This window comes from Vagococcus carniphilus (assembly GCF_014397115.1).
In the GTDB taxonomy this organism is placed as follows: domain Bacteria; phylum Bacillota; class Bacilli; order Lactobacillales; family Vagococcaceae; genus Vagococcus; species Vagococcus carniphilus.
This window is the reverse complement of record NZ_CP060720.1, coordinates 2,710,656-2,734,106: the sequence shown is the minus strand read 5'-3', so window position 1 is coordinate 2,734,106 and position 23,451 is coordinate 2,710,656. Positions and strand designations below refer to the sequence as shown.

29 protein-coding genes are annotated in these 23,451 nt (G+C 32.1%); 23 read left to right on the top strand and 6 right to left on the bottom strand.

Annotated features, from left to right (window positions below; translation table 11 throughout):
• The 3 genes from H9L18_RS13285 to trmB all read left to right on the top strand — a co-directional run bounded on the left by H9L18_RS13285 (nt 1) and on the right by trmB (nt 2,851).
• Entirely contained in the window at nt 1-1,227 is a 1,227-nt protein-coding gene (locus H9L18_RS13285) for an ABC transporter permease (RefSeq protein WP_185847448.1), read from the top strand.
• A 102-nt stretch (nt 1,228-1,329) separates the two neighbouring features.
• Complete coding sequence (locus H9L18_RS13280; protein ID WP_126792832.1) at nt 1,330-2,109, top strand: phosphotransferase family protein; 780 nt, start codon at nt 1,330-1,332, stop codon at nt 2,107-2,109.
• Between the two features lie 88 nt (nt 2,110-2,197).
• The gene (trmB, locus tag H9L18_RS13275; RefSeq protein ID WP_126792830.1) at nt 2,198-2,851 is read left to right on the top strand and encodes a tRNA (guanosine(46)-N7)-methyltransferase TrmB; all 654 of its coding nucleotides are present in this window, start codon (nt 2,198-2,200) and stop codon (nt 2,849-2,851) included.
• Here the strand turns inward: trmB and H9L18_RS13270 are convergent.
• Nucleotides 2,848-3,429 carry an LOG family protein gene (locus tag H9L18_RS13270; RefSeq protein WP_126792828.1) on the bottom strand — a complete coding sequence of 194 codons (582 nt, stop codon included), beginning with the start codon at nt 3,427-3,429 and terminating at the stop codon, nt 2,848-2,850. The genes trmB and H9L18_RS13270 overlap by 4 nt on opposite strands.
• A 65-nt stretch (nt 3,430-3,494) precedes the next feature.
• Between H9L18_RS13270 and H9L18_RS13265 the strand changes: the two genes are divergently transcribed.
• Nucleotides 3,495-3,812: a MazG nucleotide pyrophosphohydrolase domain-containing protein gene (locus tag H9L18_RS13265; protein ID WP_126792826.1), complete on the top strand. Its 318-nt coding sequence runs from the start codon at nt 3,495-3,497 to the stop codon at nt 3,810-3,812.
• Nucleotides 3,813-4,067: 255 nt separating this feature from the next.
• On the opposite strand, the gene H9L18_RS13260 is transcribed toward H9L18_RS13265, so the two are convergent.
• Nucleotides 4,068-4,514, bottom strand: a complete 447-nt coding sequence (locus H9L18_RS13260) for a universal stress protein (protein WP_126792824.1) — start codon at nt 4,512-4,514, stop codon at nt 4,068-4,070.
• Between the two features lie 112 nt (nt 4,515-4,626).
• On the opposite strand from H9L18_RS13260, the gene H9L18_RS13255 reads away from it, so the two are divergent.
• Both H9L18_RS13255 and mtnN read left to right on the top strand, forming a co-directional pair.
• Nucleotides 4,627-5,118, top strand: coding sequence for a P-loop NTPase family protein (locus tag H9L18_RS13255; RefSeq protein WP_126792822.1), 492 nt, complete (start codon nt 4,627-4,629; stop codon nt 5,116-5,118).
• Between the two features lie 534 nt (nt 5,119-5,652).
• Nucleotides 5,653-6,324 carry a 5'-methylthioadenosine/S-adenosylhomocysteine nucleosidase gene (gene mtnN, locus H9L18_RS13250; RefSeq protein WP_185847447.1) on the top strand — a complete coding sequence of 224 codons (672 nt, stop codon included), beginning with the start codon at nt 5,653-5,655 and terminating at the stop codon, nt 6,322-6,324.
• Between the two features lie 67 nt (nt 6,325-6,391).
• Here mtnN and H9L18_RS13245 read toward each other — a convergent pair whose 3' ends face one another.
• Nucleotides 6,392-7,030: a helix-turn-helix domain-containing protein gene (locus H9L18_RS13245; RefSeq protein ID WP_126792818.1), complete on the bottom strand. Its 639-nt coding sequence runs from the start codon at nt 7,028-7,030 to the stop codon at nt 6,392-6,394.
• A gap of 169 nt (nt 7,031-7,199) precedes the next feature.
• On the bottom strand, nt 7,200-7,553 hold the full coding sequence (locus H9L18_RS13240; protein ID WP_126792816.1) for a PepSY domain-containing protein: 354 nt from the start codon (nt 7,551-7,553) through the stop codon (nt 7,200-7,202).
• A 165-nt stretch (nt 7,554-7,718) separates the two neighbouring features.
• Here H9L18_RS13240 and pepA point away from each other — a divergent pair, with 165 nt between their 5' ends.
• The 6 genes from pepA to ruvX all read left to right on the top strand — a co-directional run bounded on the left by pepA (nt 7,719) and on the right by ruvX (nt 11,055).
• A complete protein-coding gene (gene pepA, locus H9L18_RS13235; RefSeq protein WP_126792814.1) occupies nt 7,719-8,795 on the top strand; it encodes a glutamyl aminopeptidase in 1,077 nt (358 codons plus the stop codon).
• Nucleotides 8,796-8,803: 8 nt separating this feature from the next.
• A complete protein-coding gene (locus H9L18_RS13230; RefSeq protein ID WP_126792812.1) occupies nt 8,804-9,115 on the top strand; it encodes a thioredoxin family protein in 312 nt (103 codons plus the stop codon).
• An 18-nt stretch (nt 9,116-9,133) separates the two neighbouring features.
• Complete coding sequence (locus H9L18_RS13225) at nt 9,134-9,586, top strand: universal stress protein (RefSeq protein WP_126793017.1); 453 nt, start codon at nt 9,134-9,136, stop codon at nt 9,584-9,586.
• Between the two features lie 65 nt (nt 9,587-9,651).
• On the top strand, nt 9,652-10,281 hold the full coding sequence (gene ytpR, locus H9L18_RS13220; RefSeq protein WP_126792810.1) for a YtpR family tRNA-binding protein: 630 nt from the start codon (nt 9,652-9,654) through the stop codon (nt 10,279-10,281).
• 88 nt (nt 10,282-10,369) lie between these two features.
• On the top strand, nt 10,370-10,636 hold the full coding sequence (locus tag H9L18_RS13215) for an IreB family regulatory phosphoprotein (protein ID WP_126792808.1): 267 nt from the start codon (nt 10,370-10,372) through the stop codon (nt 10,634-10,636).
• Entirely contained in the window at nt 10,636-11,055 is a 420-nt protein-coding gene (gene ruvX, locus H9L18_RS13210; RefSeq protein ID WP_126793015.1) for a Holliday junction resolvase RuvX, read from the top strand. Before H9L18_RS13215 ends, ruvX begins: the two co-directional genes overlap by 1 nt.
• A gap of 42 nt (nt 11,056-11,097) precedes the next feature.
• Here ruvX and H9L18_RS13205 read toward each other — a convergent pair whose 3' ends face one another.
• Together H9L18_RS13205 and rnhC are read right to left on the bottom strand one after the other, a co-directional pair.
• Complete coding sequence (locus H9L18_RS13205) at nt 11,098-11,424, bottom strand: DUF1292 domain-containing protein (protein ID WP_126792805.1); 327 nt, start codon at nt 11,422-11,424, stop codon at nt 11,098-11,100.
• Between the two features lie 84 nt (nt 11,425-11,508).
• Nucleotides 11,509-12,438, bottom strand: coding sequence for a ribonuclease HIII (rnhC, locus tag H9L18_RS13200; RefSeq protein ID WP_126792803.1), 930 nt, complete (start codon nt 12,436-12,438; stop codon nt 11,509-11,511).
• Nucleotides 12,439-12,624: 186 nt separating this feature from the next.
• Here rnhC and zapA point away from each other — a divergent pair, with 186 nt between their 5' ends.
• The 11 genes from zapA to H9L18_RS13145 all read left to right on the top strand — a co-directional run bounded on the left by zapA (nt 12,625) and on the right by H9L18_RS13145 (nt 23,411).
• Nucleotides 12,625-13,080, top strand: a complete 456-nt coding sequence (gene zapA, locus H9L18_RS13195) for a cell division protein ZapA (protein WP_126792801.1) — start codon at nt 12,625-12,627, stop codon at nt 13,078-13,080.
• A gap of 23 nt (nt 13,081-13,103) precedes the next feature.
• Nucleotides 13,104-13,652, top strand: coding sequence for a CvpA family protein (locus H9L18_RS13190; RefSeq protein WP_126792799.1), 549 nt, complete (start codon nt 13,104-13,106; stop codon nt 13,650-13,652).
• A gap of 114 nt (nt 13,653-13,766) precedes the next feature.
• Entirely contained in the window at nt 13,767-16,139 is a 2,373-nt protein-coding gene (locus H9L18_RS13185) for an endonuclease MutS2 (RefSeq protein WP_126792797.1), read from the top strand.
• An 84-nt stretch (nt 16,140-16,223) separates the two neighbouring features.
• Nucleotides 16,224-16,535, top strand: coding sequence for a thioredoxin (gene trxA, locus H9L18_RS13180; protein ID WP_126792794.1), 312 nt, complete (start codon nt 16,224-16,226; stop codon nt 16,533-16,535).
• A 95-nt stretch (nt 16,536-16,630) separates the two neighbouring features.
• Nucleotides 16,631-18,415 (top strand): excinuclease ABC subunit UvrC, encoded by a 1,785-nt coding sequence (gene uvrC, locus H9L18_RS13175; protein WP_126792792.1) that lies wholly within the window; start codon nt 16,631-16,633, stop codon nt 18,413-18,415.
• A 68-nt stretch (nt 18,416-18,483) separates the two neighbouring features.
• Nucleotides 18,484-18,780: a hypothetical protein gene (locus tag H9L18_RS13170; RefSeq protein WP_126792790.1), complete on the top strand. Its 297-nt coding sequence runs from the start codon at nt 18,484-18,486 to the stop codon at nt 18,778-18,780.
• Nucleotides 18,781-18,882: 102 nt separating this feature from the next.
• Entirely contained in the window at nt 18,883-20,088 is a 1,206-nt protein-coding gene (locus tag H9L18_RS13165; protein WP_126792788.1) for an NAD(P)/FAD-dependent oxidoreductase, read from the top strand.
• 169 nt (nt 20,089-20,257) lie between these two features.
• A complete protein-coding gene (locus tag H9L18_RS13160; RefSeq protein WP_126792786.1) occupies nt 20,258-20,587 on the top strand; it encodes a PadR family transcriptional regulator in 330 nt (109 codons plus the stop codon).
• Nucleotides 20,571-21,260, top strand: coding sequence for a DUF2812 domain-containing protein (locus H9L18_RS13155; protein ID WP_126792784.1), 690 nt, complete (start codon nt 20,571-20,573; stop codon nt 21,258-21,260). The genes H9L18_RS13160 and H9L18_RS13155 overlap by 17 nt, the downstream gene beginning before the upstream one ends.
• Nucleotides 21,261-21,271: 11 nt before the next feature.
• Nucleotides 21,272-22,174 carry an ABC transporter ATP-binding protein gene (locus H9L18_RS13150; protein WP_126792782.1) on the top strand — a complete coding sequence of 301 codons (903 nt, stop codon included), beginning with the start codon at nt 21,272-21,274 and terminating at the stop codon, nt 22,172-22,174.
• Nucleotides 22,167-23,411 carry an ABC transporter permease gene (locus tag H9L18_RS13145; protein ID WP_126792780.1) on the top strand — a complete coding sequence of 415 codons (1,245 nt, stop codon included), beginning with the start codon at nt 22,167-22,169 and terminating at the stop codon, nt 23,409-23,411. The genes H9L18_RS13150 and H9L18_RS13145 overlap by 8 nt, the downstream gene beginning before the upstream one ends.
• Nucleotides 23,412-23,451: the final 40 nt, after the last annotated feature.

Sequence of the window (23,451 nt, the reverse complement as noted above, 5' to 3'; positions counted from 1 at the left end):
ATGACTCTTTTTTACAAAAATAGATTAGCAAAGCATCAAAAACATATGATGCGTTATATGAAATATGTGTTGAATGATCATTTCTTATTAGTGATGATTATTGCTTTAGGAGGTTTTGGTCTTTATTATTCTGATTTTATCAAAACACTGGATCAAGATTTCTCTTTAGGAAGAGTAGTTGTATTTATCTTGTTATTAGGAATTTTATTCGTTGGTAAAATAGCGACTCTTTTAAAAGAACCAGATATGATTTTTCTTCTGCCAAAAGAACGACAGATGACAAGCTATATGAAAAAAGCATTTCAACACTCAGTTTGGTTGCCCTTTATATTAATTGTTTTAGTGTCAGGAATAACAATGCCATTACTAGTAGCAACTAGTTCTTTAGAATTTAATGACTTTTATCCAATTGTCTTAAATTTATGGCTTTTAAAGCTAGTTCATCTTTTAATTCAGCTTCAATCTTTCTATTTGGATACGAAAAAAACAATTCAAAGTCAAACGGTTCTTTTTATAGTAGCTAGTTTATTAAGTATAGGTTTGAATTTGTATTTTAATCCTTGGAGTGGTATGATTGTTTCTTTCTTATGCCTAGGATTTAGCTTTATGATGACGAAAAAATCTTTAGCTAGCCATCCCTTAGATTGGGAAAAGGCGATTAATTTTGAACGGAAACGAATGAAAAAAATCTATTCGTTTATTAATTTGTTTACAGATGTTCCAGGTCTATCAAGTGATATTAAACGTCGAGTTTATATGGATCCTTGGCTAAATAGAATAAAAAAAGAACAAGGTCAAACCTTTACATATTTATATGCAAGAGTCTTTTTAAGAGGAACAGAATATAGTGGATTGGTCATACGATTAACAGTTATCGGCTCTTTTCTTTTATTTTTTAGTAATCAGCTTATTTTAAATGGGATTATCAGTGCATTATTCATTTACTTGATTGGTTTTCAATTATTACCAATTTATAATGAGTTTGATTATATGTTAATGACATTTTTATATCCAGTTGAAAAAGAGCAAAAAGTAAAAGCGGTTGAAAAATTAATTAAAATCATCTTAAGTGTCGTAATCACAATATTTAGTGTGTTACTCTTGGTTCGATTACAAGATAAAGTGGGTGCTTTAACAATCGTTGGAATATTGATTGCAGAAGGCATCGTTTTCACAAAGTTATATGCACCGAAACGGTTAAAAAAATTAGAGAAATCATTGATTTAAAAGGAAAGTCGCTAGATAATATGTTATACTATTCTTCGATTCCTTTTTTTAGAATCGCTACATTAGGTTACCTGAATTAATTTGGATGGGGAGACAACATAGATGTTTAAATTTGATAAAAATTGGAATCTCCAACCAATTAAAGGAGATACCGGAAAAGCGTATAAAGGGATGCGAGATAGTGAACGAGTTTTTATTAAAAGGAATTCGACGCCTTTTTTAGCAGCACTATCAAGAGAAGGTTTAACACCAAAACTTCTTTGGACTAAAAGAACAGGAGATGGGGATGTCTTAACCGCACAAGAATGGTTAGATGGTCGCCAATTAACACCTGTTGAGATGGGTGAAAGTCCTGAAGTCATCCGAATATTACGTCATTTACATGAATCTGATTCTTTAAAATCAATGTTAAAAAGAATGGATGGCAGAGAAAAATCAGCATTTGATTTCCTAAGTGATTATGCGTCAGATTTGCCAGAGGATTTAAAAAATAATCTGTATTTGATGCGAGTCTTTAGATATTTAGAAGATCATTTGCCGTCATTTCATTCCGTCTATTATACAGCGTGTCATGGGGATGCCATTCATAATAATTGGCTAATATCTCAAGAGAATGAAGTTTATTTAGTGGATTGGGATTTTTCTGTTTTAGCAGATCCTGCTTTAGATATGGGAACTATTCTTGGTCATTATGTTTCATTTGATTACTGGGAATATTGGGTGGAAGCTTATGGAGTTGAACCAGAAGAGAATTTAATGGATCGTATTTATTGGTATGCAGGAATTAATTTATTGTTACAAATTAAGCGTTGCTACTTAAAATACGAACGAGAGCAAATGAATGGTTATATAGCGCAATTAAAAAGAATTTATAAATATTAAATAGTTTTAAATAAGAGGTTGCGACAGGACAAAGATGGTTCTGCCTCAACCTTTTCTTTACGAATAAGGTTTTTAAAAGGAGAAAAACATGAGATTACGAAACAAACCAGGAGCAAAAGAAACTATTCTAAATCATCCAGAGTATATCTTAACAGATGCAAGTGATTGGCGCGGGCAGTGGCAAAAACGTTTTGAAAAAACGCAGCCTATTCATATTGAAGTAGGTAGTGGTAAGGGACAATTTATCGTTGAGATGGCTAAAGCCAATCCAGAAATTAACTATATTGGAATTGAGCTCCAAACAAATGCGATTATCTCTATTTTAGAAAAACAATTAGAAGAGAAATTACCGAACTTACAACTCTTATTAGTTAATGGGGCTGATTTAACAGATTATTTTGCAGATAGTGAAGTTGATTTAGTTTATTTAAACTTTTCAGATCCATGGCCAAAAACACGTCATGAGAAACGTCGCTTAACTTATCACACATTCTTAAAAACATATGAAACAATTGCTAAACCAAAAGCAGAACTTCATTTTAAAACAGATAACCAAGGTTTATTTGAATACTCACTTGCTAGTGTTACTTGGTATGGAATGACATTAAAACGAGTTTGGTTAGACTTGCATCATAGTGATTATGAAGGTAATATTATGACAGAGTATGAAGAGAAATTTTCTCAAAAAGGACAACCTATTTATCGTTTAGAAGCGGTATTTCATGAAAAGGACAAAGCTTAGTTAGCTTTGTCTTTTTTATATGTCCTAATAACAGGAGCTTTGTAGTTAATAATAAATTGTTCAATGTCATCAAGTGAATTAGAAAATAATATTTTTTGACGATCTTCTAAAGTTAGAAAATTAGTTTTAACCATTTGATCAAAAAATTCAGCAAGTGTGTCGTAATAGCCGTCTACATTGTAAAAAATACAAGGGTTTTGATGCTCACCAATCCTACCCCAAGAGATAACTTCAGAAATTTCCTCTAAAGTTCCAGGACCTCCAGGTAAAGCAATGAAGACATCGGCTAGGTCAATCATTTTTCGTTTTCTTTCATGCATATCTTGAACAATAATTAATTCATCTAGTCCATGATGGGCTAATTCTCTTTCAGAAAGAAAAGTAGGCATAACCCCAATAGTATGGCCCTGATTTTCAATAATAGTATCAGCAATAACTCCCATTAATCCGACTGCGCCACCGCCGTAAACTAGGCCATAATGATTTTTGACCATCCATTGTCCTAGTTCTTTTGTTTTTTCTTCATAAATATTTTTGTTACCAGTACTTGCACCACAATATATAGCGATTTTTTTCATTTTATACCTCCTAAGACTCAATATATGATACCATAGTGAAAATGTAATGGAAGGGGAACAAAGAAATGAATATTCAAAAATATCAGAGTTGGGTCAGTCAATTTTATAAGAAAAGAGGCTGGTATGAATTAAATCCATTCATTAGAGCTAATTTTTTAGCAGAAGAAACTGGAGAAGTAGCAAGAGCTGTTAGAAGCATTGAAATTGGGCGAGATAGACCAGATGAAGCAAAGAAGACAGAGAATGAATTAGTTGAAGATTTAAAGGAAGAGCTAGGGGATGTTCTTGATAATGTTTTTATTTTAGCTGATAAATATAATATCCAGTTAGACGATATTTTATCAAGCCATCAAAAAAAATTGATGAATCGTTTTGAAAATTAAAAACGTCTTAATTTTTCTTTTATAAAATTTCAACTAAAGTCAAAACCTCTATCACATAAAATTCACAATTAGAAGTTATTATATGAGTATACCAACAAAACAAACAACCCTAATAAACTTTTATTTACTCCTCCAAAGTAAATAAACAACTCCTTTTTACCACTAGTTTAAGCTAGTGGTTTTTTTATGAAATAATATAAAAAAGCCAAAGAGTTTTATGCTCTTTGGCTTTGAAAATTTTAATAGCAATTAGAATTATTTGACTACAAGAACGTTACATGGTGCATGGTTGACAACATATGATGTTGTAGAACCGATAAGAGCTCTTTCAATAGCTCCTTTACCAGTTGCTCCCATAATAACTAAATCAACTTTTTCTTCTTCTGCAAACTCAACAATGCGTCGTTTTGGATCAGCAATATCTGAAAAGACTTTTACTTCTTGAACACCCTCAGCTTTAGCTTGCTCCATTTTTTTATTCAACTCATCATCAGCAAGCTTTCTTTCATCTTCTAAGAAGTTAGGAAGTGCTCTAGAATAAGCGAACGAGGTAGTTTCCATGTTTATTACATTAATCACAAAAACAATTTCAAGAATACTGTTGTTTCTTTTGGCTGTATCCATAGCCTCTTCAAAAGCTTTATCCGCATGTTCCGATCCATCAACTGCCACTAAAATTTTTTTGTACTTACTTGTTAACATTTTTAATCTCCTCCTTTCTTTTAATATACCACAATAAAATAATTTTTGTTATTTAAGTTGTTAATTTATGCTATAAATAAATAGAAAAAATAAATTTAGGAGTAGAGTTATTATGTCAACTGTTATTTTAATACGAGGAAATTCAGTAAGTGGTAAGACTAGTGTAGCAAAGGAGCTACATGAAATACTAGGTGAAGGAAATTTACTAATTTCTCAAGATTATGTTAGACGCAGTATGCTTAGTGTGAAAGATGAGCCTATGAATTTAGCTATTGGCTTAATTGAAGTACAGATTGAATATGGAATTAAAAATTGTAAGTATACAATAGTTGAAGGAATATTGGGCGAAGCTAAATACGGAGATATGTTAAGAAACGTCATAGGAAAAGCTGATTTTGTTTATGCTTATTATTATGATTTGTCATTTGAAGAAACGTTAAAAAGACATCGAACTAAAAAAGGAGCAAGTTTTAGTGAAGAGAAGATGAGAAACTGGTTTTTAGAGTATGATGTTTTAGGGATTCAAGATGAGAAAGTGATTTTTGAAAATGTGACTAAAAAAGAAATGGTTAATCAAATATTGAATGATTTAAACAGGTTGTAGTAACGTTTAACTGATGAAGTAGATTATGTCTTAATCCTTTCTTAAAAAAAAATTCGTAGAAAAGAAATAGAGTAGAAGTGATATTTTCATAGTTTAACTGTACTATTTATGTGTATCAACGAAACAAACGATCCTAACAAACTTTTATGTTTATTTACTCCTCCAATGTAAATAAACAACTGCTTTTTACCACTAGTCTAAGCTAGTGGTTTTTTTCTAGTCATTTTAATTAAACTAAGTAGCCAGTTATTAAGATTTTTATTGAAATAAAAATTATTAGTTTGCTAAATATTTTGTTTGTGAGGTGGTTTTATTGACATTTTATTGATAAGCAAATTATAATTATCGAATAGATTGTATTGAAACTATTTTAATAAATAATGATGAATTTGAATATTTTTTAAAGAGATATTTGAATTTTTTATTAATATGTAAAGGTTATGTTTTTTTATTTATCGGATGATATTTTTATTTATGTAATGAGACGTTTGAACGACCACAATAGTAAAAAAAGGAATGGTGAAGGATATGAAGTTGGGGATTGTATCGGCGATGCCAATTGAAATTGAGTATGTTTTATCTAAGTGTAAGGAAGTCAAAGAAATTCAATTGAAACGTAACATTTATTATCAAGGAAACTATAATAATCACGAATTAATTATAGTTGCTAGTGGTGTTGGAAAGACGAATGCTTCTATTTATACTCAAATTATGGTTGATCATTTTAAACCAGATGGCATTATAAACATCGGTGTAGGTGGAGGATTATCTGATAGTTTAGAGCCTTTTGATGTTGTCTTGGGGAAAAGTTTTAGCTATCATGACGTTAGAGTTAAGCAAATGAAAAATATGTTTCCTTTTAGAACAGCTTTTAAGGGAGATAGTCACTTAGTTACTATTTTTGCAGAACATTTTGATGATGACAAACAAGGAAAAATTGTATCAGGTGAATCTTTTATTGGTAGTAGTCAAGATAAAAAAGAGATAATAAAAACTTATCATCCTCTTATCGTGGATATGGAGACTAGTAGTATAGCTCATTGCTGTTTTGTTAATGATATCCCATTTATCTCATTAAACGCTGTTACGGATTTAGCTGATGATGAAGCAGGAACTACTTATTATAAAAATGATAAAGAGGCTGCTGATTATGCAGGAGAAAAATTACTATCTATTCTAGAAATTGAAAAAGAAAGATTAATATAAAGAAAAAAGCATTCTAACTTTGAATGCTTTTTTTATTTTGATACAAGTTTTAAAGCTGAGATAAACTCTATAAATAAAAGGATTCAATATTTTTTAAGTTTGGTGCGGATTCTTTAATTTCTTTGAATATAATATTCATTTCATCGTTATTTTTAGCTTGAACAGTAAAATCAATCATGATATCTTGAGCCAACTTATTAGGTAAAAGTTGAAATTTAGAAATTCTATATTGGTTTTTTAATAAATTTTCCCACTCGGTAATTGTCTCTTCTGAAGTATTTGGTTCAAGTAAAACAACAATTTTATAACTATAAGTTCTATTTAATAATTCATTTTGTTTAGATGCTTTATTTTGTAATTTTTGAATCTGATTATCTTTTTCTTTGATTAAATTAATACCATAATAAATGTTTAGAGAAATAAATAAGAGGCAACCAATTACTAATAAAGAAATAAGTTTATTTTTGCTTAACTTTTTAGTATTTTGATTTTCTTCGGTTAGTTCCTCTAATAAGAGTAATTCAACAGAAATATTGAGAACATTAGCAATGTTGATCATATTTTTTTTACTAGGATAAGTGTGACCTAATTCCCATTTTGAAATACTTTTATCGCTGACATCTAACATTTCTGCTAATTCTTGTTGGGTCAGGTTATTTTCTCTTCTAAATTTTTTTAAGTTTATGCTTAAAATTGATTCACTCATTTTTATCACCTCTCCTTAAATTTATTATCCTTTAAATGAAAAGAATATTAAAGGAAGTTTAGCAAAATAGAGAGGAATATTTTGGAACTTTTGATAGAATTCCTTTATTTATTATAAATGAGTACATAAAAAAACCTCCAAACTAGTAAATAGTTTAAAGGTTTATATCTCATAGTCTATAAATATCTAAAATAGTACCTGTATAAGCATCAGCAACAAATTCATATTGTGCTAATTCACCGTCTTCAATACGAGAAATACCACCTGTGTAAACTTTAGATTTAATGGCAAATTTTTGAAGAGGTTCTTTTTTAAAATGAATCCATGAGCCTTCAATTGGGCCTTCTTGTAAAAAGTCAGCTTTTACTTTTTCTAAAATATCATCTGCTGATAATGTTTTTTTCTTTTTGTACCAGTAAGTCAGAGCGGCACCACTAATGGCACCAACTGTTAAACCAATTCCAATGCCTGTTGTTAATCCGTGTTGATAGAACTCTTTATTGTTTTTTTTATTTTTAATCATAATTCTACCTCCTTATGATAATTCATTGATTACATTGTAGCATAAAAGGATGAAAAGAAAAAAATAAAAATGATTGTAATAACTTTTTTATGGTTCTCTTTAATTATGTTATAATTAGATGTAGATAGAAAGAGAGGTGGATCTACTTTTTTAGTAGATAGGCAAATGGATGATAAATTATTTAACCGAATTAAACAACTAACAGAAATTCAAAGCACTAGTGGTTTTGAAGGAAATATGCGCGACGTGATGACAAAGGAAATGACTCCTTTAGTGGATAAAATTGAATACGACGGTTTAGGTGGCGTATTTGGTATTAAACAAAGCAAAGAAGAAAATGCGCCTCGTATTATGTTAGCCTCTCATATGGATGAAGTTGGCTTTATGTTGGCTCAAATTTTAGATAACGGCTTATTTAGAGTGGTTCCTTTAGGCGGTTGGAATCCGTATGTCGTTTCAGCACAACGCTTTACGTTACAAACTAAAAAAGGAAATTACCCAGTGATTTCTTCTTCTGTCCCACCTCATTTATTACGTGGAACAGATGGTCAAAGTAAAGTAGACGTAGCAGATATTTTATTTGATGCAGGATTTGTTTCAAAAGAAGAAGCAGAAGAATTTGGCGTAAGACCGGGTGACTCGATTGTACCTGACGTTGAAACAATTAAAACAGCTAACGGTAAACGAATTATTAGTAAAGCATGGGACAATCGTTATGGTTGTACACTTGTTTTAGATGTTTTAGAAGAGTTAAAAGGAAAAGAATTACCTAATACGTTGATTGCAGGAGCAAACGTTCAAGAAGAAGTAGGTTTACGTGGAGCAAAAGTTTCTACTAATAAATTTAAACCTGATTTATTCTTTGCGGTAGATTGTTCACCTGCCAATGATTTAGATGGTAAAAAAGATGCTAATGGCCGTTTAGATGGCGGTTTCTTATTACGTATTTTTGACCCAGGTATGATTATGTTAGGTCGTATGCGTGAATATATAGTAGAAACAGCAGATGCTCATGAAATTCCTTATCAAACTTTTGTTTCAAAAGGTGGAACGGATGCAGGAGCAGCTCACTTAGCAAATGATGGTGTACCAAGTGCAGTAATTGGTGTACCGGGTCGTTATATTCACACACATCAAACAATGTTTAGTGTGAAAGATTATGAAGCAGCTAAAGCGATGGTAATGAAACTATTAACATCTTTAGATAGAGAAACAGTAGATCAAATTATCTACGGAAAGTAGGGAGATAAATGCTTATACCAACATCTTTAGAAGAAATTGCGAATACAATGGAAACAAAGAAAACAATGCTCTTTTTTACGGCTGATTGGTGTGGTGATTGTGTCTTTATAAAACCTCACATGCCAGAAATTGAAAGTCTATTCCCAGAGTTTCAATTTATCCAAATTGACAGAGATGAATACATCGAATTGTGTCAAAAATGGGATGTATTTGGTATTCCAAGTTTTATCGCAGTAGAAAATGGTGAAGAATTAGGTCGTTTTGTCAGCAAAGACCGAAAAACCAAAGATGAGATTATTTCATTTATTAAAACATTATAGAAAGAGGATGAGCGTATGATAGAATCACAAGAGTATGATTCCATATTAGTCGGAACAGATGGTAGTGACCAAGCGAAATTGGCCTTTGAAAAAGCAATAGCGGTAGCAAAAAGAAACAATGCTAAAGTTGTCGTAGCTCACATTATTGAAAACAAACTTTATGGTGGTACCATGTCGTTTTCAACATTCACACCAGATTTAGTGCAAGCTGAATCAGATGAATCTCGAAAATTGTTAAACAGTTACGTTGAAGAAGCAAAAGAATTGGGCTATGATAATGTGGAAACTGTTTTAGAATATGGATCGCCAAAAGTCATGATGTCAAAAGATTTACCAGAAAAATTCAATACGGATTTAATTATGGTAGGTCAATCAGGTTTAAATGCTGTGGAACGTCTCGTGATGGGTAGTGTGAGTGATCATATTATTCGTACAGCTCCTTGCGATGTTTTAATTGTTAGACCAGAATAAATCGTGGAAAGTAAGTGCTTAAAACGGTGCTTACTTTCTTTACGTTAAAAGAAAGGAATTATTAGATGATTGTTAGTTATAACTTAAAAGGTGTAGGAGATACACTGTTAATCGTTGTTAAAAATAGTGAAGAAAAAGAAGTTGTTTCTGAAAGAAAAGGTGACGTAGCTCGCGTTACCATTAAGGAAACAGGCGAAGTTGTTGCTTGGAATGTTTTTATGGCTTCTGAAAAAATTTCTAAATTAGAAGGCAATGGACAGATTAACTTAACTGAAGAACAAGTCGATAAGTTAAATGAAGTGATTAAAGAGGCTGGATTTGATGCAACAGTTGAAGTGGATAATTCACCTAAATTTGTTGTTGGATTTGTTAAAGAGTGTAACAAACATGAAGATTCAGATCATTTAAATATCACTAAAATTGAAGTAGATAACGGCGAAGAACTACAAATTGTTTGTGGTGCAGCTAATATCAAACAAGGATTGAAAGTAGTTGTAGCTAAAGTTGGCGCAATGATGCCTGATGGTATGATTATTTGGCCAGGAGAACTTCGTGGGGTAGCAAGTTTTGGAATGGTTTGTTCCGCTCGTGAGTTGGGTTTACCCAATGCACCAGAAGTAAAAGGTATTTTAGAGTTACCTGAGTCAGCAGTAGTAGGTTCTGCATTTGACTTCAATATGGACGTAAACGCATAAAATGTCTACCAATAAAGGAAAAAGATTGTAGTTTTTTTAACTTTCTTGTAAAATAACTCTAAAGATACAATTAATAGGAGGTAAGATAATGAGCTTTACAGATGAAACAATGAGATTTGATTTCAATGATGATAATAAAAAAGAAGTAAGTGAAACTTTAGCAATTGTTTATCGTGCGCTTGAAGAAAAAGGGTATAATCCTATTAACCAAATCGTTGGTTACTTATTATCAGGAGACCCTGCGTATATTCCACGCTATCAAGATGCTCGTAACCTAATTCGCCGTCATGAACGTGACGAAATAATGGAAGAATTAGTAAAAGAGTACCTTTCTCATTACGGAATTAACGGATGATGCGAACAATGGGGCTTGATGTCGGATCTAAAACAGTTGGCGTTGCTGTAAGTGATCCTTTAGGTTGGACAGCACAAGGTGTTGAAATCATAAAAATTGATGAAGAAAATGGTGTTTTTGGAATTGAGCGTGTTGCTGAATTAGTAAAAGAATACCAAGTAAGTCAATTTGTGGTTGGTCTACCTAAAAATATGAATAACACGATTGGGCCAAGAGCTGAAGCTTCGATGGCTTATGGAGATTTATTAAAAGAAGAATTTGGCTTACCCATTGTCTATCAAGATGAGAGATTAACGACAGTTCAAGCAGAGCGTATGTTAGTAGAACAAGCTAATACCTCTCGAGCTAAACGTAAGAAAGTCATTGATAAACTAGCTGCTGTAATGATTCTTCAAAATTATTTAGATCAAAAAATGTAAAAAAAGTTGTGAGAACTATCAAGGTTCTCACAACTTTTTTGATTAGTCTAATTCTTCAGCTTCAAATGTATTGAAAACTTCTTCAATCATTTCCCATTCAGCTTCAGTTTCAATTTCCATTAAGCGACCTTCAGCTTCGCCGTCTTCTTGTTCATAAGCATAAGCTAACAATTCAACTTCTTCGCCTTCTGGTGTGCTTGCTTCATAAAGTAAAACATAGTCTTTACCGAATTCTTCTTGTCCATCAATTGTTAAGTGGATACGGAATAGGACTTCATTTCCTTCATCATCTACTAATGTAATTAAATCATCTACATCATGAATATCTTCATGGTCATGATTGTGATCATGGTTATGTGTATCTGTCATTTTGCATTCCTCATTTCTTTTCGTTTAACTTCACTTCACATTATACAAAAAAATTGAATAAAAGGCTATTAAACATCATATGAATTATCTAAAAGCAATTTTTTTCGCTTTTTCGGTGTTAGCAAAGTGTAGTTTGGCATAGTTTTCTAATAGTGGAAGACCGCCCTTTTTCAAAATTTTAGCAGCAGCTTGGTCTGATTTAGTACCAGCTCCAGATGGAACAGTTATTCCGAGTTCTTTACTTGCTTTGTCTAATTCTTCTAAAAAGGTAGCCCGGCAAATAATAGAGGCTGCAGCAACAGATAAATGATATTGTTCTCCTTTGGTTTTGAAGTACAAATTAGAAGTTACTTGATTTGGTTCTTGTCTTAAATAAGAACGATAATTTTTTTCAGTTGTGAACTGGTCAATTAAAATTCCTTCAGGTTTTTCTGGTAGCAAATCATTTAAAAGAAGGTGAATTGCCTGATTATGTAAGGCAACCTTCATTCGGTTTACATTATAGTTTGGTTGGATTTCATTATATTTCTTGGGTGTTACAATTAGCTGACGAAAAGGAATAACAAGCTTTAAATCTTTAGCAATTTTCTTAATCATAGGATCTGTTAGCATCTTAGAGTCTTTAACACCTAACTCTTTTAAAAGTGGTAATTGCTCTTTTTTAGCATAAGTAGCACAAACAACAACAGGACCTAGATAACTTCCATTACCAACTTCGTCACTACCAACAACAGACCAGTTAGAGAAACCAGAGGGCAAAGAATCTTCTTTTGATGTAGTTGTATTTTTTGTCCCTTTTTTAGAAGTTTCGGGTTCTCCCCATTTGCTTGCTTCTTTTTCAGCATTTACTCCTTGGAACAATACTTTTCCAGAATTATAAGCAGTAACAGTTACTCCAGGTAGTTTGGCAGAAAATACAGCATAGGGAGGCACTTTAGTTAATGATTGTTGGTAAGTAGTGTTCATTTTATTAATAACGTCTTTATGACATTTTAAAGTAATTGATTGACTCATATTTTACTATCCATCCATTCTTTTTTTTACAGTGAATTAAGTATAACAGTAAAAAAAAGAGAAAGAAATGTGTTGGAAGAAAAACTTAAGTGGAGATTGACGGATAAAATTGTCATTTGGCGGAAAGTCTTATATAATTAATCTAAGAATAATTGGGTTGTCCCTAAACGGTGAGGAGGATAAGTCGTGGTTCAAGAAGAAAAGAAAAGATATAAGGCTAAAATTGCAGGAAGTACCTATACAATCATCGGAAATGAAAGTCACTACCATATGGATATTGTCAATGATTTAGCAAATGAACAACTAGAGCTTATCATGGGACAAGCGCCAACTTTAACAAGAGAACAAGCTTCTGTTCTTCTAGCAATTAACACACTATCAGTTCAAGTAAAACAACAGGAAGTAATCTTAGATCAACGTGATGAAATTTTAGCGTTGAAAAAAGAGATTGAAAAAGTTGCTGAGCTGGAGGAGCGTTTAAGTAAAATAGAAGAACGTGAAAAAGAGGCAAGAAAAGCTGTGATTAACGAAAATAGACAATTAACAGAAGAAGAGATGCTAAATCATATCGAAGTTCAAAAAGTGTTGAATCAACAAGTTAAAGAAAAAATCCAAAGAAACAACAATCAGAAGAAAAAATAAATCAATAAGTTAGGTTAGAAAATATGTTAACAATCTTAATATTAGTTTTTTTAGCAACAGGTTTTTATGCAGGATATAGACGAGGTCTTATGCTACAGCTGGTCTACAGTGTAGGATATCTTTTATCGTTTATTGTTGCAAAATCCTACTATAAACCCCTTGGGAAAAAATTTGAATTACTTATTCCATATCCTGCACCAACTCCTAAAACATCGTTGGTGTTATTTGATAAAAGCTTAATTTTCGACTTAGACAAAGCGTTTTATGCTGGCTTTGCTTTTGTTGTGATTTTGTTTTTTGGATGGTTACTAACTAAATTTATTGGGATGATTTGTTATGGTCTAACATTTAAACCATTAATGAGGCAAGGAAATGAAGTTGCTGGTGGTATTTTAAATGCTCTATTTACATTAGTTGCTTTAACCATTGTCTTAACGTTAATGTCGATGGTACCAATTGATTTCATTCAAAATTTATTTAGAAAAAGTTCTTTTGCTAGAGCTTTAGTAGAGGCAACACCTCTTGTTTCTAGTTGGTTAAATGATTGGTGGATCACTAAAATTATTTTATAAGAGCAACAGAAGAGAATTTAACTGTTGATTATGTCGTGTTTATGTCAGTAAAAAGAGGTGGACATTTATTGTCGGCCTCTTGTTTATATGGCGTAGATCATAAAGGAGTACAATATGAATAAAAAAATATTACAAACGTTAGAGTTTGATAAAGTAAAACAAATGTTATCGTCACATATTGTGACGAAACTGGGTGAAGAACATCTTCAACAATTAGCTCCTCTAACAGACTATGACAAGATAGAGGAATATTTAATTGAAACAGAAGACGCGGTAAAAGTATTAAGATTAAGAGGTGGAATTCCGATTCCAGTTCTTGAAAATATAAAGCCGCATATGAAGCGAATTGAAATTGGAGCCATGCTAAATGGCTTAGAGTTAGCACAAGTAGGTCGTGTACTAAGAACTGTTACTGAATTACAACAATTCTTTGAAGATTTAAGAGAAGCAGAAATTGAATTAGAACGTTTATACGAGTGGAGCGATAAAATGGTCGCTTTACCAGAACTTGCAAAAGTTATACGTATTTCTGTAGATGAAGATGGTCATGTGACTGATGAAGCTTCATCAGAATTAAAAGGAATTCGTCAAAGTATTAGGCGAGCTGAGCAGGGTGTTAGGGAGCAGTTAGATGGTATTTTACGTGGCGGTAATAGTAAGTATTTAAGTGATACAATTGTTACTATGAGAAATGACCGCTATGTTATTCCGGTAAAAAGTGAGTACCGCTCTCATTTTGGTGGTGTTGTTCACGATCAAAGTGCTTCTGGTCAAACTGTTTTTGTTGAACCAAGACAGGTAGTTGAATTAAATAATAAGCTAAGACAACATCAAATTGCTGAAAGAAAAGAAATTGAACGAATTTTAGCGGAATTATCAAATGAATTAGAGCCGTTCCGTCAAGATATTTTGCAAAATGCCTTTGTTTTAGGAAAGCTTGATTTTATCAATAGTAAAGCAGTCTTTGGTAAAACTATTAAAGGTATTGTTCCTGCGTTAAGTAAAGAGAAACATGTGTCGTTAAAACAAGCGAGACATCCTCTAATTGCTCCTGAAAAAGTCGTTGCCAATGATATCATTTTAGGGGAAGCTTACCAAGCGATTGTTATTACAGGACCTAATACAGGGGGTAAAACAATTACCCTTAAAACATTAGGTTTACTCCAGTTGATGGGACAAGCAGGCTTACCAATTCCAGCTCATGAAGATAGTGTGATTGGTGTGTTCTCAGAAGTTTACGCAGATATTGGTGATGAGCAGTCTATTGAGCAAAATTTGAGTACCTTCTCTTCTCATATGACAAACATTGTGGATATATTGAAACATTTAGATAAAGATAGCTTAGTTCTTTTTGATGAACTTGGAGCAGGTACTGACCCTCAAGAAGGTGCGGCTTTAGCTATTTCAATTTTAGATCAAGTAGGACAAATTGGTGCCTTTGTTATGGCAACTACGCATTATCCTGAACTAAAAGTTTATGGTTATAATCGTAGTGGTACGATTAATGCCAGTATGGAATTTGATGTGGATACGTTAAGTCCGACTTATCATTTATTAATTGGTATTCCAGGACGTAGTAATGCTTTTGATATTTCTAAGCGTTTAGGCCTATCGTCTAGTATCATTGAGCAATCAAAACAAATCATTGATGGCGAGAGCCAAGATCTGAATGAGATGATTTCCGATTTAGAAAATCAACGAAAAATGACAGAAACTGAGTATCTAGAAATGCGTCATTATGTAGATGAGTCAGAAAGTCTTCATCATGATTTAAAAGAAGCTTATGAGCTGTTCTTTGAAGAAAGAGAAAAAGAGCTCAATAAAGCAAAAGCAAAAGCTAATGAAATTATTGAAGAAGCCCAAGCAAAAGCTGAAGGAATCATTTCAGATATCAGACAAATGCAATTAAGAAGTAGCTCATCAAGTAATGTGAAGGAACATGAATTGATTGATGTGAAAACACAATTGTCTGATTTAAAACATGAGGAAACTCATCTAGCTAAGAATAAAGTGTTACAAAAAGCAAAAGTGAAGAAGACATTCAAAGTTGGCGATGATGTCATGGTTGAAACGTTTGGTCAACGTGGTACGCTCATTAATAAAGTAGGCAATAAAGAATGGCAAGTTCAATTAGGAATTCTAAAAATGAATGTGTCAGAAGATAATATGACACTACTTGCTCCTGAAAAAGAACCAGTTAGACGCATGACTTCAGTTAGAAGTGATTCAGGTGGAAGTAGAAGTTCAGTTAAAACACAACTTGATTTAAGAGGTAAACGATTTGAAGAAGCCGTTGCTGAAGTGGATCAATACATTGATGCAGCCCTTTTAGCAGGATATCCTCAAGTAACCATTGTTCATGGACGTGGTACAGGTGCGTTGAAAAAAGGGGTTCAGGATTACTTAAAAAATAATCGTCGTGTGAAAAAATATGAATATGCCCCACCTAATCAAGGTGGAGATGGCGCAACGATTGTTAGTTTTTAAATCTAAGCAAATTACTAGTAGTAAATTACCCCCTTTGGTATAATTCCATTGTAAGCAATAAGTGATTAGGAGAGTGTATATAGTATGTTGTTAAATATTACAGATCAAAATTTTACAGAAGAAACAAGTGAAGGTTTAGTATTAGTTGATTTTTGGGCACCATGGTGTGGTCCTTGTCGTATGCAAACACCAATTTTAGAACAATTATCAGAAGAATATACAGACCGTGTTAAAATTGTTAAAGTAAACGTGGATGAAAATCCTGGAACAAGCCAACAATTCGGTATCATGAGTATTCCAAACATGTTATTGTTTAAAGATGGTCAAGTAGTAGAAAATATTGTGGGTGTTCACCAAAAAGCCCAATTAGCACCAATTTTTGATAAACATTTATAAAAATGAATCATTCAGTTGTTCGAAAAGAACTGCTGAATGATTTTTTTTTTACGACTTGGTATACTAGGAAAGGAATGTCTAAGGAGTGAGACGAGATGAATGAGCAAATTAAAAATAAACTAGCTTTACTACCTGATCAACCAGGTTGTTACTTAATGAAAGATAAAAATAAAACCATTATATATGTCGGTAAAGCTAAAATACTAAAAAATCGTGTTCGCTCTTATTTTACAGGAAGTCACGATACGAAGACAGAACGTTTAGTGAGTGAAATTGTTGATTTTGAATATATTGTGACAGAGTCAAATACAGAAGCATTGCTATTAGAAATTAATTTAATTCAAAAAAATATGCCCAAGTACAATATCATGTTAAAAGATGATAAGTCCTATCCTTTTATAAAAATTACTAATGAGAAGGCACCAAGGCTTCTTATTACTAGAAAAGTTTTGAAGGATAATGCTACTTATTTTGGTCCCTATCCTGATGTACGAGCGGCAAATGAAACAAAAAAAATGTTAGACCGGATGTATCCTCTTAGAAAATGTAAAAATCTTCCTAACGAGGTTTGTTTGTATTACCATATGGGACAATGTTTAGGACCGTGTATTAATCCAATTGTGGAAGAAAAATACAAGAAAATGGTTGAAGAAATAAAACATTTCTTAAATGGTGGTGGTTATGTTTCGGTTCAAAAAGAATTAGAAGAAAAAATGGAAAAAGCAGCAGTCAACATGGAATTTGAAAGAGCGGCTGAATACCGAGATCAGATTCAAGCGATTCAGTCTATTATGACGAAACAAAAGATGACCAATGCTGATTTTATAGACCGAGATGTATTTGGTTATGCTGTAGATAAAGGTTGGATGGTTGTTCAAGTTTTCTTTGTTAGACAGGGAAAATTGATTGAGCGTCGTGTCTTTGACTTTCCTTTTTATAATGAAGCTGAAGAAGATTTCTTAACATTTATTGGTCAATTTTATCAAGAGAACCAACATTTTATTCCAAAAGAAATCTTGATTCCAAAAGATATTTCAAAAGAAGATGTAGCCGCAATTGTTGATACAAAAGTTCTTCAACCAATGCGTGGTGAAAAGAAAAAATTAGTTGAATTAGCTAGTAAAAATGCGAATATTTATTTAACAGAGCAATTTAATTTAATTGAAAGAAAAGAAGAACGGACAATAGGTGCGATACAAAAACTAGGTGATGCGATGGGAATCCCAACACCAGGACGAATAGAGGCCTTTGATAATTCGAATATTATGGGAACTGATCCAGTATCAGCAATGGTTGTTTATGTTGATGGAAAACCTTCCAAAAGAGATTACCGGAAGTTTAAAATAAAATCGGTTGAAGGTCCAGATGACTATGCATCGATGAAAGAAGTTATTTATAGACGCTATTCAAGGGTACTAAAAGAAGATTTGCCTTTACCAGATTTAATCTTAATAGATGGAGGAAAGGGACAAGTTCACGCAGCACAAGAAGTTTTAGATAATCAATTAGGATTAGATATCCCTATTGCAGGTCTAGCTAAAAATGATAAGCATAAAACAAGTGAGTTACTATTTGGCCCAGAATTAGAAATTATTCCTTTAAAAAGAAGTTCGCCAGAATTTTTCTTACTTCAACGGATTCAAGATGAAGTTCACCGTTTTGCTATTACATTCCATCGAGAAACAAGAAGTAAAACAAGCTTTTCATCACAACTAGATGGAATTGAGGGACTAGGTCCTAAACGTAAGAAAGAATTACTAAAAAACTTTAAGTCTGTCAAAAATATTAAAGAGGCAACTATTGAGGAAATTATTCAAAAGGGAATGCCAAAGAATGTAGCAGAAAACATCTATCAACATTTCCAAAAAGGGAATGAATAGTTTTTTCAGAAAAAAAGTGGTACAATTAAAAAGCGTTTTTTAAACTTAATAATTAAAGGGGAAATATCGTGTCATTAATAATTAATATTACATCGATTGTTGTTATCCTAGTTTCCATGTTTTACTATTACAGAAAAGTAATTGCTGCTAAAACGTCTGTGTTGGCTCAAAAAGTATTGGCTAATGCTAGTCAATTAACAATGAGTGCTTATATGCTTGGTCTTGCAGTTATTTTGATTGAATTGAATGCCTTTGGTTTGTCGCGTACAAAATTTGTTAATCACTTATTAATTTATGGTGGTTTTGTTAGTTTAGTAAACAGTTTCAGTTTATGGTATTTTTCACGAACTTTAAAAGAAGATTAAAAGTGTTTTTAGTAGTTGCTTATCTAGAATAGTTCTAAATAATTGACATTTAAGTAAAATAAACCTATAGTGAAAAGGAAAGAATCACTGGAGGGAAAAAAGATGAGTCAACCAAAAATTGTTGTACTAGGTGCTGGATATGCTGGATTAAAAACTGTGAAACAGCTGCAGAAAAAGAATGTGAATGCTGAAATTATTCTGGTGAATAAAAATGATTACCATTATGAATCAACACAATTACATGAAGTTGCAGCTGGAACAGAACCTGCTGGAAAGATTACATTTAAAGTAGAAGACGTGTTAGATAAGAATAAAGTTACATTTATTGAAGACACGGTTACGCTTGTGAAAAAAGACGAAAAGAAAGTAGTATTAGCTAAAAAAGGTGAAATCAGCTATGATTATTTAGTGATTGCTTTAGGCTTTGAATCGGAGACATTTGGTATCCCTGGAGTGAATGAATTCTCAAAACCATTAGTTGATATTAAAACAGCAGAAAGTTGCCGAGCTTATTTAGATAATAATTTAGCTAACTATGCAAAATCAAAAGATGAAGCAGATTTATCAATTGCTGTTTGTGGTGCAGGTTTTACGAGTATTGAATACTTAGGCGAAATTACAAATCGTATTCCTAAGCTAGCAGAAAAATTGAATTTTCCAAAAGATAAAATTAAAATAACATGTATTGAAGCAATGCCTACACTTTTACCAATGTTCTCAGAAAAACTAGGAACTTATGGTATTGATATTCTGAAAAAACGTGGTGTTAACTTTATCGTTGGAACACCAATTAAAGAAATAAAAGAAAATACAGTTGTTTATGAACAAGATGGTGAGTTAAAAGAGTTAACTGCGAATACTGTTATCTGGACAACTGGAGTTCGAGGCAGTGCGGTTGTTGGTAAGTCTGGTTTTGATGAACGACGTGGTCGTGTAGTCGTTCAAGATGATTTAACAGTTGCCGACTACCCAGAAATTTTCATGATTGGTGATGTTAGTGCGGTAATGGATAAAGAATCAAATCGTCCATTCCCAACAACTGCTCAGATTGCACTTCAACAAGGTATCTACGTTGGAAATGCATTAGCTGCAAAATTATCTAATCAGTCAATTGATGCCTTTACCTATAAACCATTAGGAACAGTAGCTTCTATTGGTAATAATGTTGGTTTAGGTAATGTGATGGGTAAAGAAGTTAAAGGATATATTGGTTCTATTATGAAGAAAAATATTATCAACAAATCCCTAGTAACTACTGGAGGAACTAAGACACTTCTTAAAAAAGGTCGTTTTGATTACTACCATTAAAATAAAAATATTAAAAAGCATGACTTTCTATTTATCGTTAAATAGAAAGTCATGCTTTTTTTATTTTGAAAAGATATTGACAATTAATATATATTTTATTAATATATCATTAAGTGATATATCACCTAACGATATATTGTTGAGTGATATAGTTTTAGGGGGAGAAAAAATGGATGAACCATTGACAGATTCAAATTATTTGATATTGCTAGCATTGTTAGAACCTAAGCATGGTTATGCCATTATGAAACAAATTACTGAGATTACAGAGGGACGAGTTAGTATTGGGCCTGCAAGTATGTATACTATTTTAAAAAAATTATTAAAAAGTGAATTCATCGCATTAGAACAAGATGATGATCGGAAAAAAGTTTATTTAATTACAGAATCGGGGATTGAAAAATTAGAAGAGGAAGTTGAAAGACGGAGGCTATTTTATCTTGCAGGAGAAAGTCTTTTGTCCGAGAGAAAAGGTGGAGCTAATGAAAATAGGAAATAAAAAAATTATCTATTCAAAAGGATTAGCTTTTTACGCAGAGTTAGAGGGGCAACGTTTAGCAAAAGAGTTGGCTGAGGGTTGGGAGATTGAATCGATTAACTGGTTTGGCTTTTATAAGTTAAAACCAGTCCCAAAAGAAAATTGCCAAGTGACAATTGACTTTTATCCTGGAAAAAAAGCTGATATTCCGGAGTATTTAGAAATTTATGAAGCAGCTGGTTGGGAAGAGATAACGCGATATCGAAATCGTTATTTCATATTTAAGGCACCAGAAGAAATTGAAAGTGTTTATACTGACGAGGAAAGTTTTTCTACTAGAATAAAAAGAGAACATACATGGGTTTTACTTAATTCATTTATTCCTTTTCTTATTGGTTTGTTAGCTATTTTAATTTTGAAAAATCCACTTTTTACTTCTTTTTTTGGTAAACATGTGGCTCTATCGTTCAGTGTGAATGCAATGGTTTTATTTACTTTAATGTTTCCTTTAGGTTGTATTTTGGCAATTGTTTATTACAAATCAATTTATTTAAAGAGAAGTTCTTATTTTAAACAACCTCAGAAATTTGCCATCAAACAACGATTCAAACGAGATGTTGTTTTGTCTTTAACGCTAGGTGGTGTAGTTGGGGGAATTATAGGCTTTGTTTTTGGTTATTTTAACTTATTTTAAGGAGGATTCGTATGTTAAAAGTTGAAGGGTTAACAAAATCATTTGGAGATATGACAGCTGTTGATAATGTCACGTTTGAAATTCCAAATGGAAAAATTTTAGGTTTAATTGGACAAAATGGAGCTGGAAAATCAACAACATTTCGTTTGATTTTAAATTTTATTGAACAAGATAAGGGAATTATTTTATGGGATGGACAACCAATTAAAGAAGAGGATTATAACATAATTGGTTATTTGCCAGAAGAAAGAGGTCTATATCCTAAAGTAACAATTGAAGACCAATTAATTTATTTTGGGAAACTAAGAGGGAAAACAAAAAAAGAAATTGTTCCGTTAATTGATAAATGGATGGATAAATTTCAAGTAAAGGGAAAGAAAACTGATAAAGTTAAATCTCTTTCCAAAGGGAACCAACAAAAAGTTCAGTTAATCGCAACACTAATTCACGAACCTAAATTAGTCATTTTAGATGAACCATTTAGTGGGTTAGACCCAGTGAATGCAGAGCTTTTAAAACAAGGAATTATTGAGTTAAAAGATCAGGGATCATGTGTTATTTTTTCAAGTCACAATATGGAAAATGTGGAACAAATTTGTGATCATCTGGTAATGCTTAGAAATGGAGAAATGGTGTTAGACGGTAAAGTTCAAGATATAAGAGAACAGTTTGGACGTACTAAACTAGAAATAGAAACCAAGTTATCTCCAGAAGAATTAACAGCTATACATGGTGTTTTGAAGATAGAAAAAAGAAGAGAGCATGTTTATGTCTTACAATTAGAAAATCCAGAAGTTGGTCATATCGTTTTTGAAGAAGCGTTAAAACAAGAAAATTACTTACCAGTATTTAATCAACAACCGCCAACTTTAGAAGAAATATTTAGAATGAAAGTAGGCGAAATCAATGAATAAATTTTGGGTAGTAACGCTAGAAACTTATAAAAAACACGTCAAATCGGCTAGTTTTGTGACGATGATCATAGGCCCTATTGTAATGATTGGTTTAATTTATGGGATAAATTTTATGAGTAGTAAGTTTTCTCATACTAATGAAATTGCTGTGGTAAGTGAAACAAGTGAATTATCAACTGCTTTTATGACACAAACCAAAAAGGATTTTGATTTTAATAAAAAAATTAAAACAGAAGAAGAGGCTAAAAAATCTTTAGAAAAAGAAGAGATAGATGGTTATCTAGTGATTAAATCAAAAGATATGAAAATAGATGGCCAATATATCGGTAAAAAAACTCTAGGAACTGAAGATACAATGCTAATTCAGCAAAATTTAAATCAAATACAAATAGGAATGAACAGTAGTCAGTTAAAATTATCTCAAGCTGAATTAGGTTCTTTACTTTCTCCGGCTGGATATTCTGAACGACAAGTTGAGTTTGTAGATGGAAAAATGAAAGATAATGAGAATAATAGAATGATTATGACGCTAGTCGGAATGGGAGTTTTATTTGCTATCTATACAATAGTGTTGACTTATTCTTCTATTACAGCTCAAGAAGTAGCGTCAGAAAAAGGAACACGTATTATGGAAGTTATTCTCTCTAGTACAACGGCAGCGAAACACTTTTATGGTAAGGTAACAGGAATTGCTTTTGTTATTCTAACTCAAGTTGGAATTTATATTGCAACAGGAGCTGTAGCTTACCTATTTGTAAAAGATATGACAGTCGTAAAATCCTTCTTTGAAGAAAACTCTTTTTCAGCATTGCTTAAGGGACTGCTAGGTTATAATATGTTGTACTTATTACTAGGAGTATTGATTTATACGATATTATCAGCCTTTACAGGATCATTAGTAAGTAAAGTTGAAGATGTATCTAAGGCAGTAGCCCCTGTTATGTATATAGTAATGGCTGGTTTTATACCAAGTGCTTCTCTAGGTTTTTCTAATCCTCAAAGTGTTGTATTAAAAGTTCTTTCTTATATTCCGTTCTTATCCTCATTTGCAATGCCGTTAAGAATAGCGAATGATGAAGCAACTAACCCAGAAATTTGGATTTCATTGGGATTATTGGTAGTAGCTATTGTCTTACTTTTAAAATTATCAGCTAAAGCTTATAAGTCAACTGTATTAATTTATAGCGATAAGAGCATGATGAATGTTTTTAAGGATGCTATGAAATTTTCAAAATAATAGATAAAAATAAGCGTTAGAACAAATGAGTTCTAGCGCT

Bases quoted from the DNA above. Each gene is read 5' to 3' on its own strand.
- H9L18_RS13155 (WP_126792784.1), top strand. From the start codon at position 20,571: ATGAAAATAGGAAATAAAAAAATTATCTATTCAAAAGGATTAGCTTTT.
- H9L18_RS13230 (WP_126792812.1), top strand. From the start codon at position 8,804: ATGCTTATACCAACATCTTTAGAAGAAATTGCGAATACAATGGAAACA.
- trmB (WP_126792830.1), top strand. From the start codon at position 2,198: ATGAGATTACGAAACAAACCAGGAGCAAAAGAAACTATTCTAAATCAT.
- trxA (WP_126792794.1), top strand. From the start codon at position 16,224: ATGTTGTTAAATATTACAGATCAAAATTTTACAGAAGAAACAAGTGAA.
- H9L18_RS13260 (WP_126792824.1), bottom strand. From the start codon at position 4,514: ATGTTAACAAGTAAGTACAAAAAAATTTTAGTGGCAGTTGATGGATCG.
- H9L18_RS13145 (WP_126792780.1), top strand. From the start codon at position 22,167: ATGAATAAATTTTGGGTAGTAACGCTAGAAACTTATAAAAAACACGTC.
- rnhC (WP_126792803.1), bottom strand. From the start codon at position 12,438: ATGAGTCAATCAATTACTTTAAAATGTCATAAAGACGTTATTAATAAA.
- pepA (WP_126792814.1), top strand. From the start codon at position 7,719: ATGGATGATAAATTATTTAACCGAATTAAACAACTAACAGAAATTCAA.
- H9L18_RS13160 (WP_126792786.1), top strand. From the start codon at position 20,258: ATGGATGAACCATTGACAGATTCAAATTATTTGATATTGCTAGCATTG.
- H9L18_RS13265 (WP_126792826.1), top strand. From the start codon at position 3,495: ATGAATATTCAAAAATATCAGAGTTGGGTCAGTCAATTTTATAAGAAA.
- H9L18_RS13190 (WP_126792799.1), top strand. From the start codon at position 13,104: ATGTTAACAATCTTAATATTAGTTTTTTTAGCAACAGGTTTTTATGCA.
- H9L18_RS13245 (WP_126792818.1), bottom strand. From the start codon at position 7,030: ATGAGTGAATCAATTTTAAGCATAAACTTAAAAAAATTTAGAAGAGAA.
- H9L18_RS13185 (WP_126792797.1), top strand. From the start codon at position 13,767: ATGAATAAAAAAATATTACAAACGTTAGAGTTTGATAAAGTAAAACAA.
- H9L18_RS13165 (WP_126792788.1), top strand. From the start codon at position 18,883: ATGAGTCAACCAAAAATTGTTGTACTAGGTGCTGGATATGCTGGATTA.
- H9L18_RS13215 (WP_126792808.1), top strand. From the start codon at position 10,370: ATGAGCTTTACAGATGAAACAATGAGATTTGATTTCAATGATGATAAT.
- ruvX (WP_126793015.1), top strand. From the start codon at position 10,636: ATGCGAACAATGGGGCTTGATGTCGGATCTAAAACAGTTGGCGTTGCT.
- uvrC (WP_126792792.1), top strand. From the start codon at position 16,631: ATGAATGAGCAAATTAAAAATAAACTAGCTTTACTACCTGATCAACCA.
- H9L18_RS13255 (WP_126792822.1), top strand. From the start codon at position 4,627: ATGTCAACTGTTATTTTAATACGAGGAAATTCAGTAAGTGGTAAGACT.
- ytpR (WP_126792810.1), top strand. From the start codon at position 9,652: ATGATTGTTAGTTATAACTTAAAAGGTGTAGGAGATACACTGTTAATC.
- H9L18_RS13240 (WP_126792816.1), bottom strand. From the start codon at position 7,553: ATGATTAAAAATAAAAAAAACAATAAAGAGTTCTATCAACACGGATTA.
- H9L18_RS13270 (WP_126792828.1), bottom strand. From the start codon at position 3,429: ATGAAAAAAATCGCTATATATTGTGGTGCAAGTACTGGTAACAAAAAT.
- H9L18_RS13280 (WP_126792832.1), top strand. From the start codon at position 1,330: ATGTTTAAATTTGATAAAAATTGGAATCTCCAACCAATTAAAGGAGAT.
- H9L18_RS13150 (WP_126792782.1), top strand. From the start codon at position 21,272: ATGTTAAAAGTTGAAGGGTTAACAAAATCATTTGGAGATATGACAGCT.
- H9L18_RS13285 (WP_185847448.1), top strand. From the start codon at position 1: ATGACTCTTTTTTACAAAAATAGATTAGCAAAGCATCAAAAACATATG.
- H9L18_RS13205 (WP_126792805.1), bottom strand. From the start codon at position 11,424: ATGACAGATACACATAACCATGATCACAATCATGACCATGAAGATATT.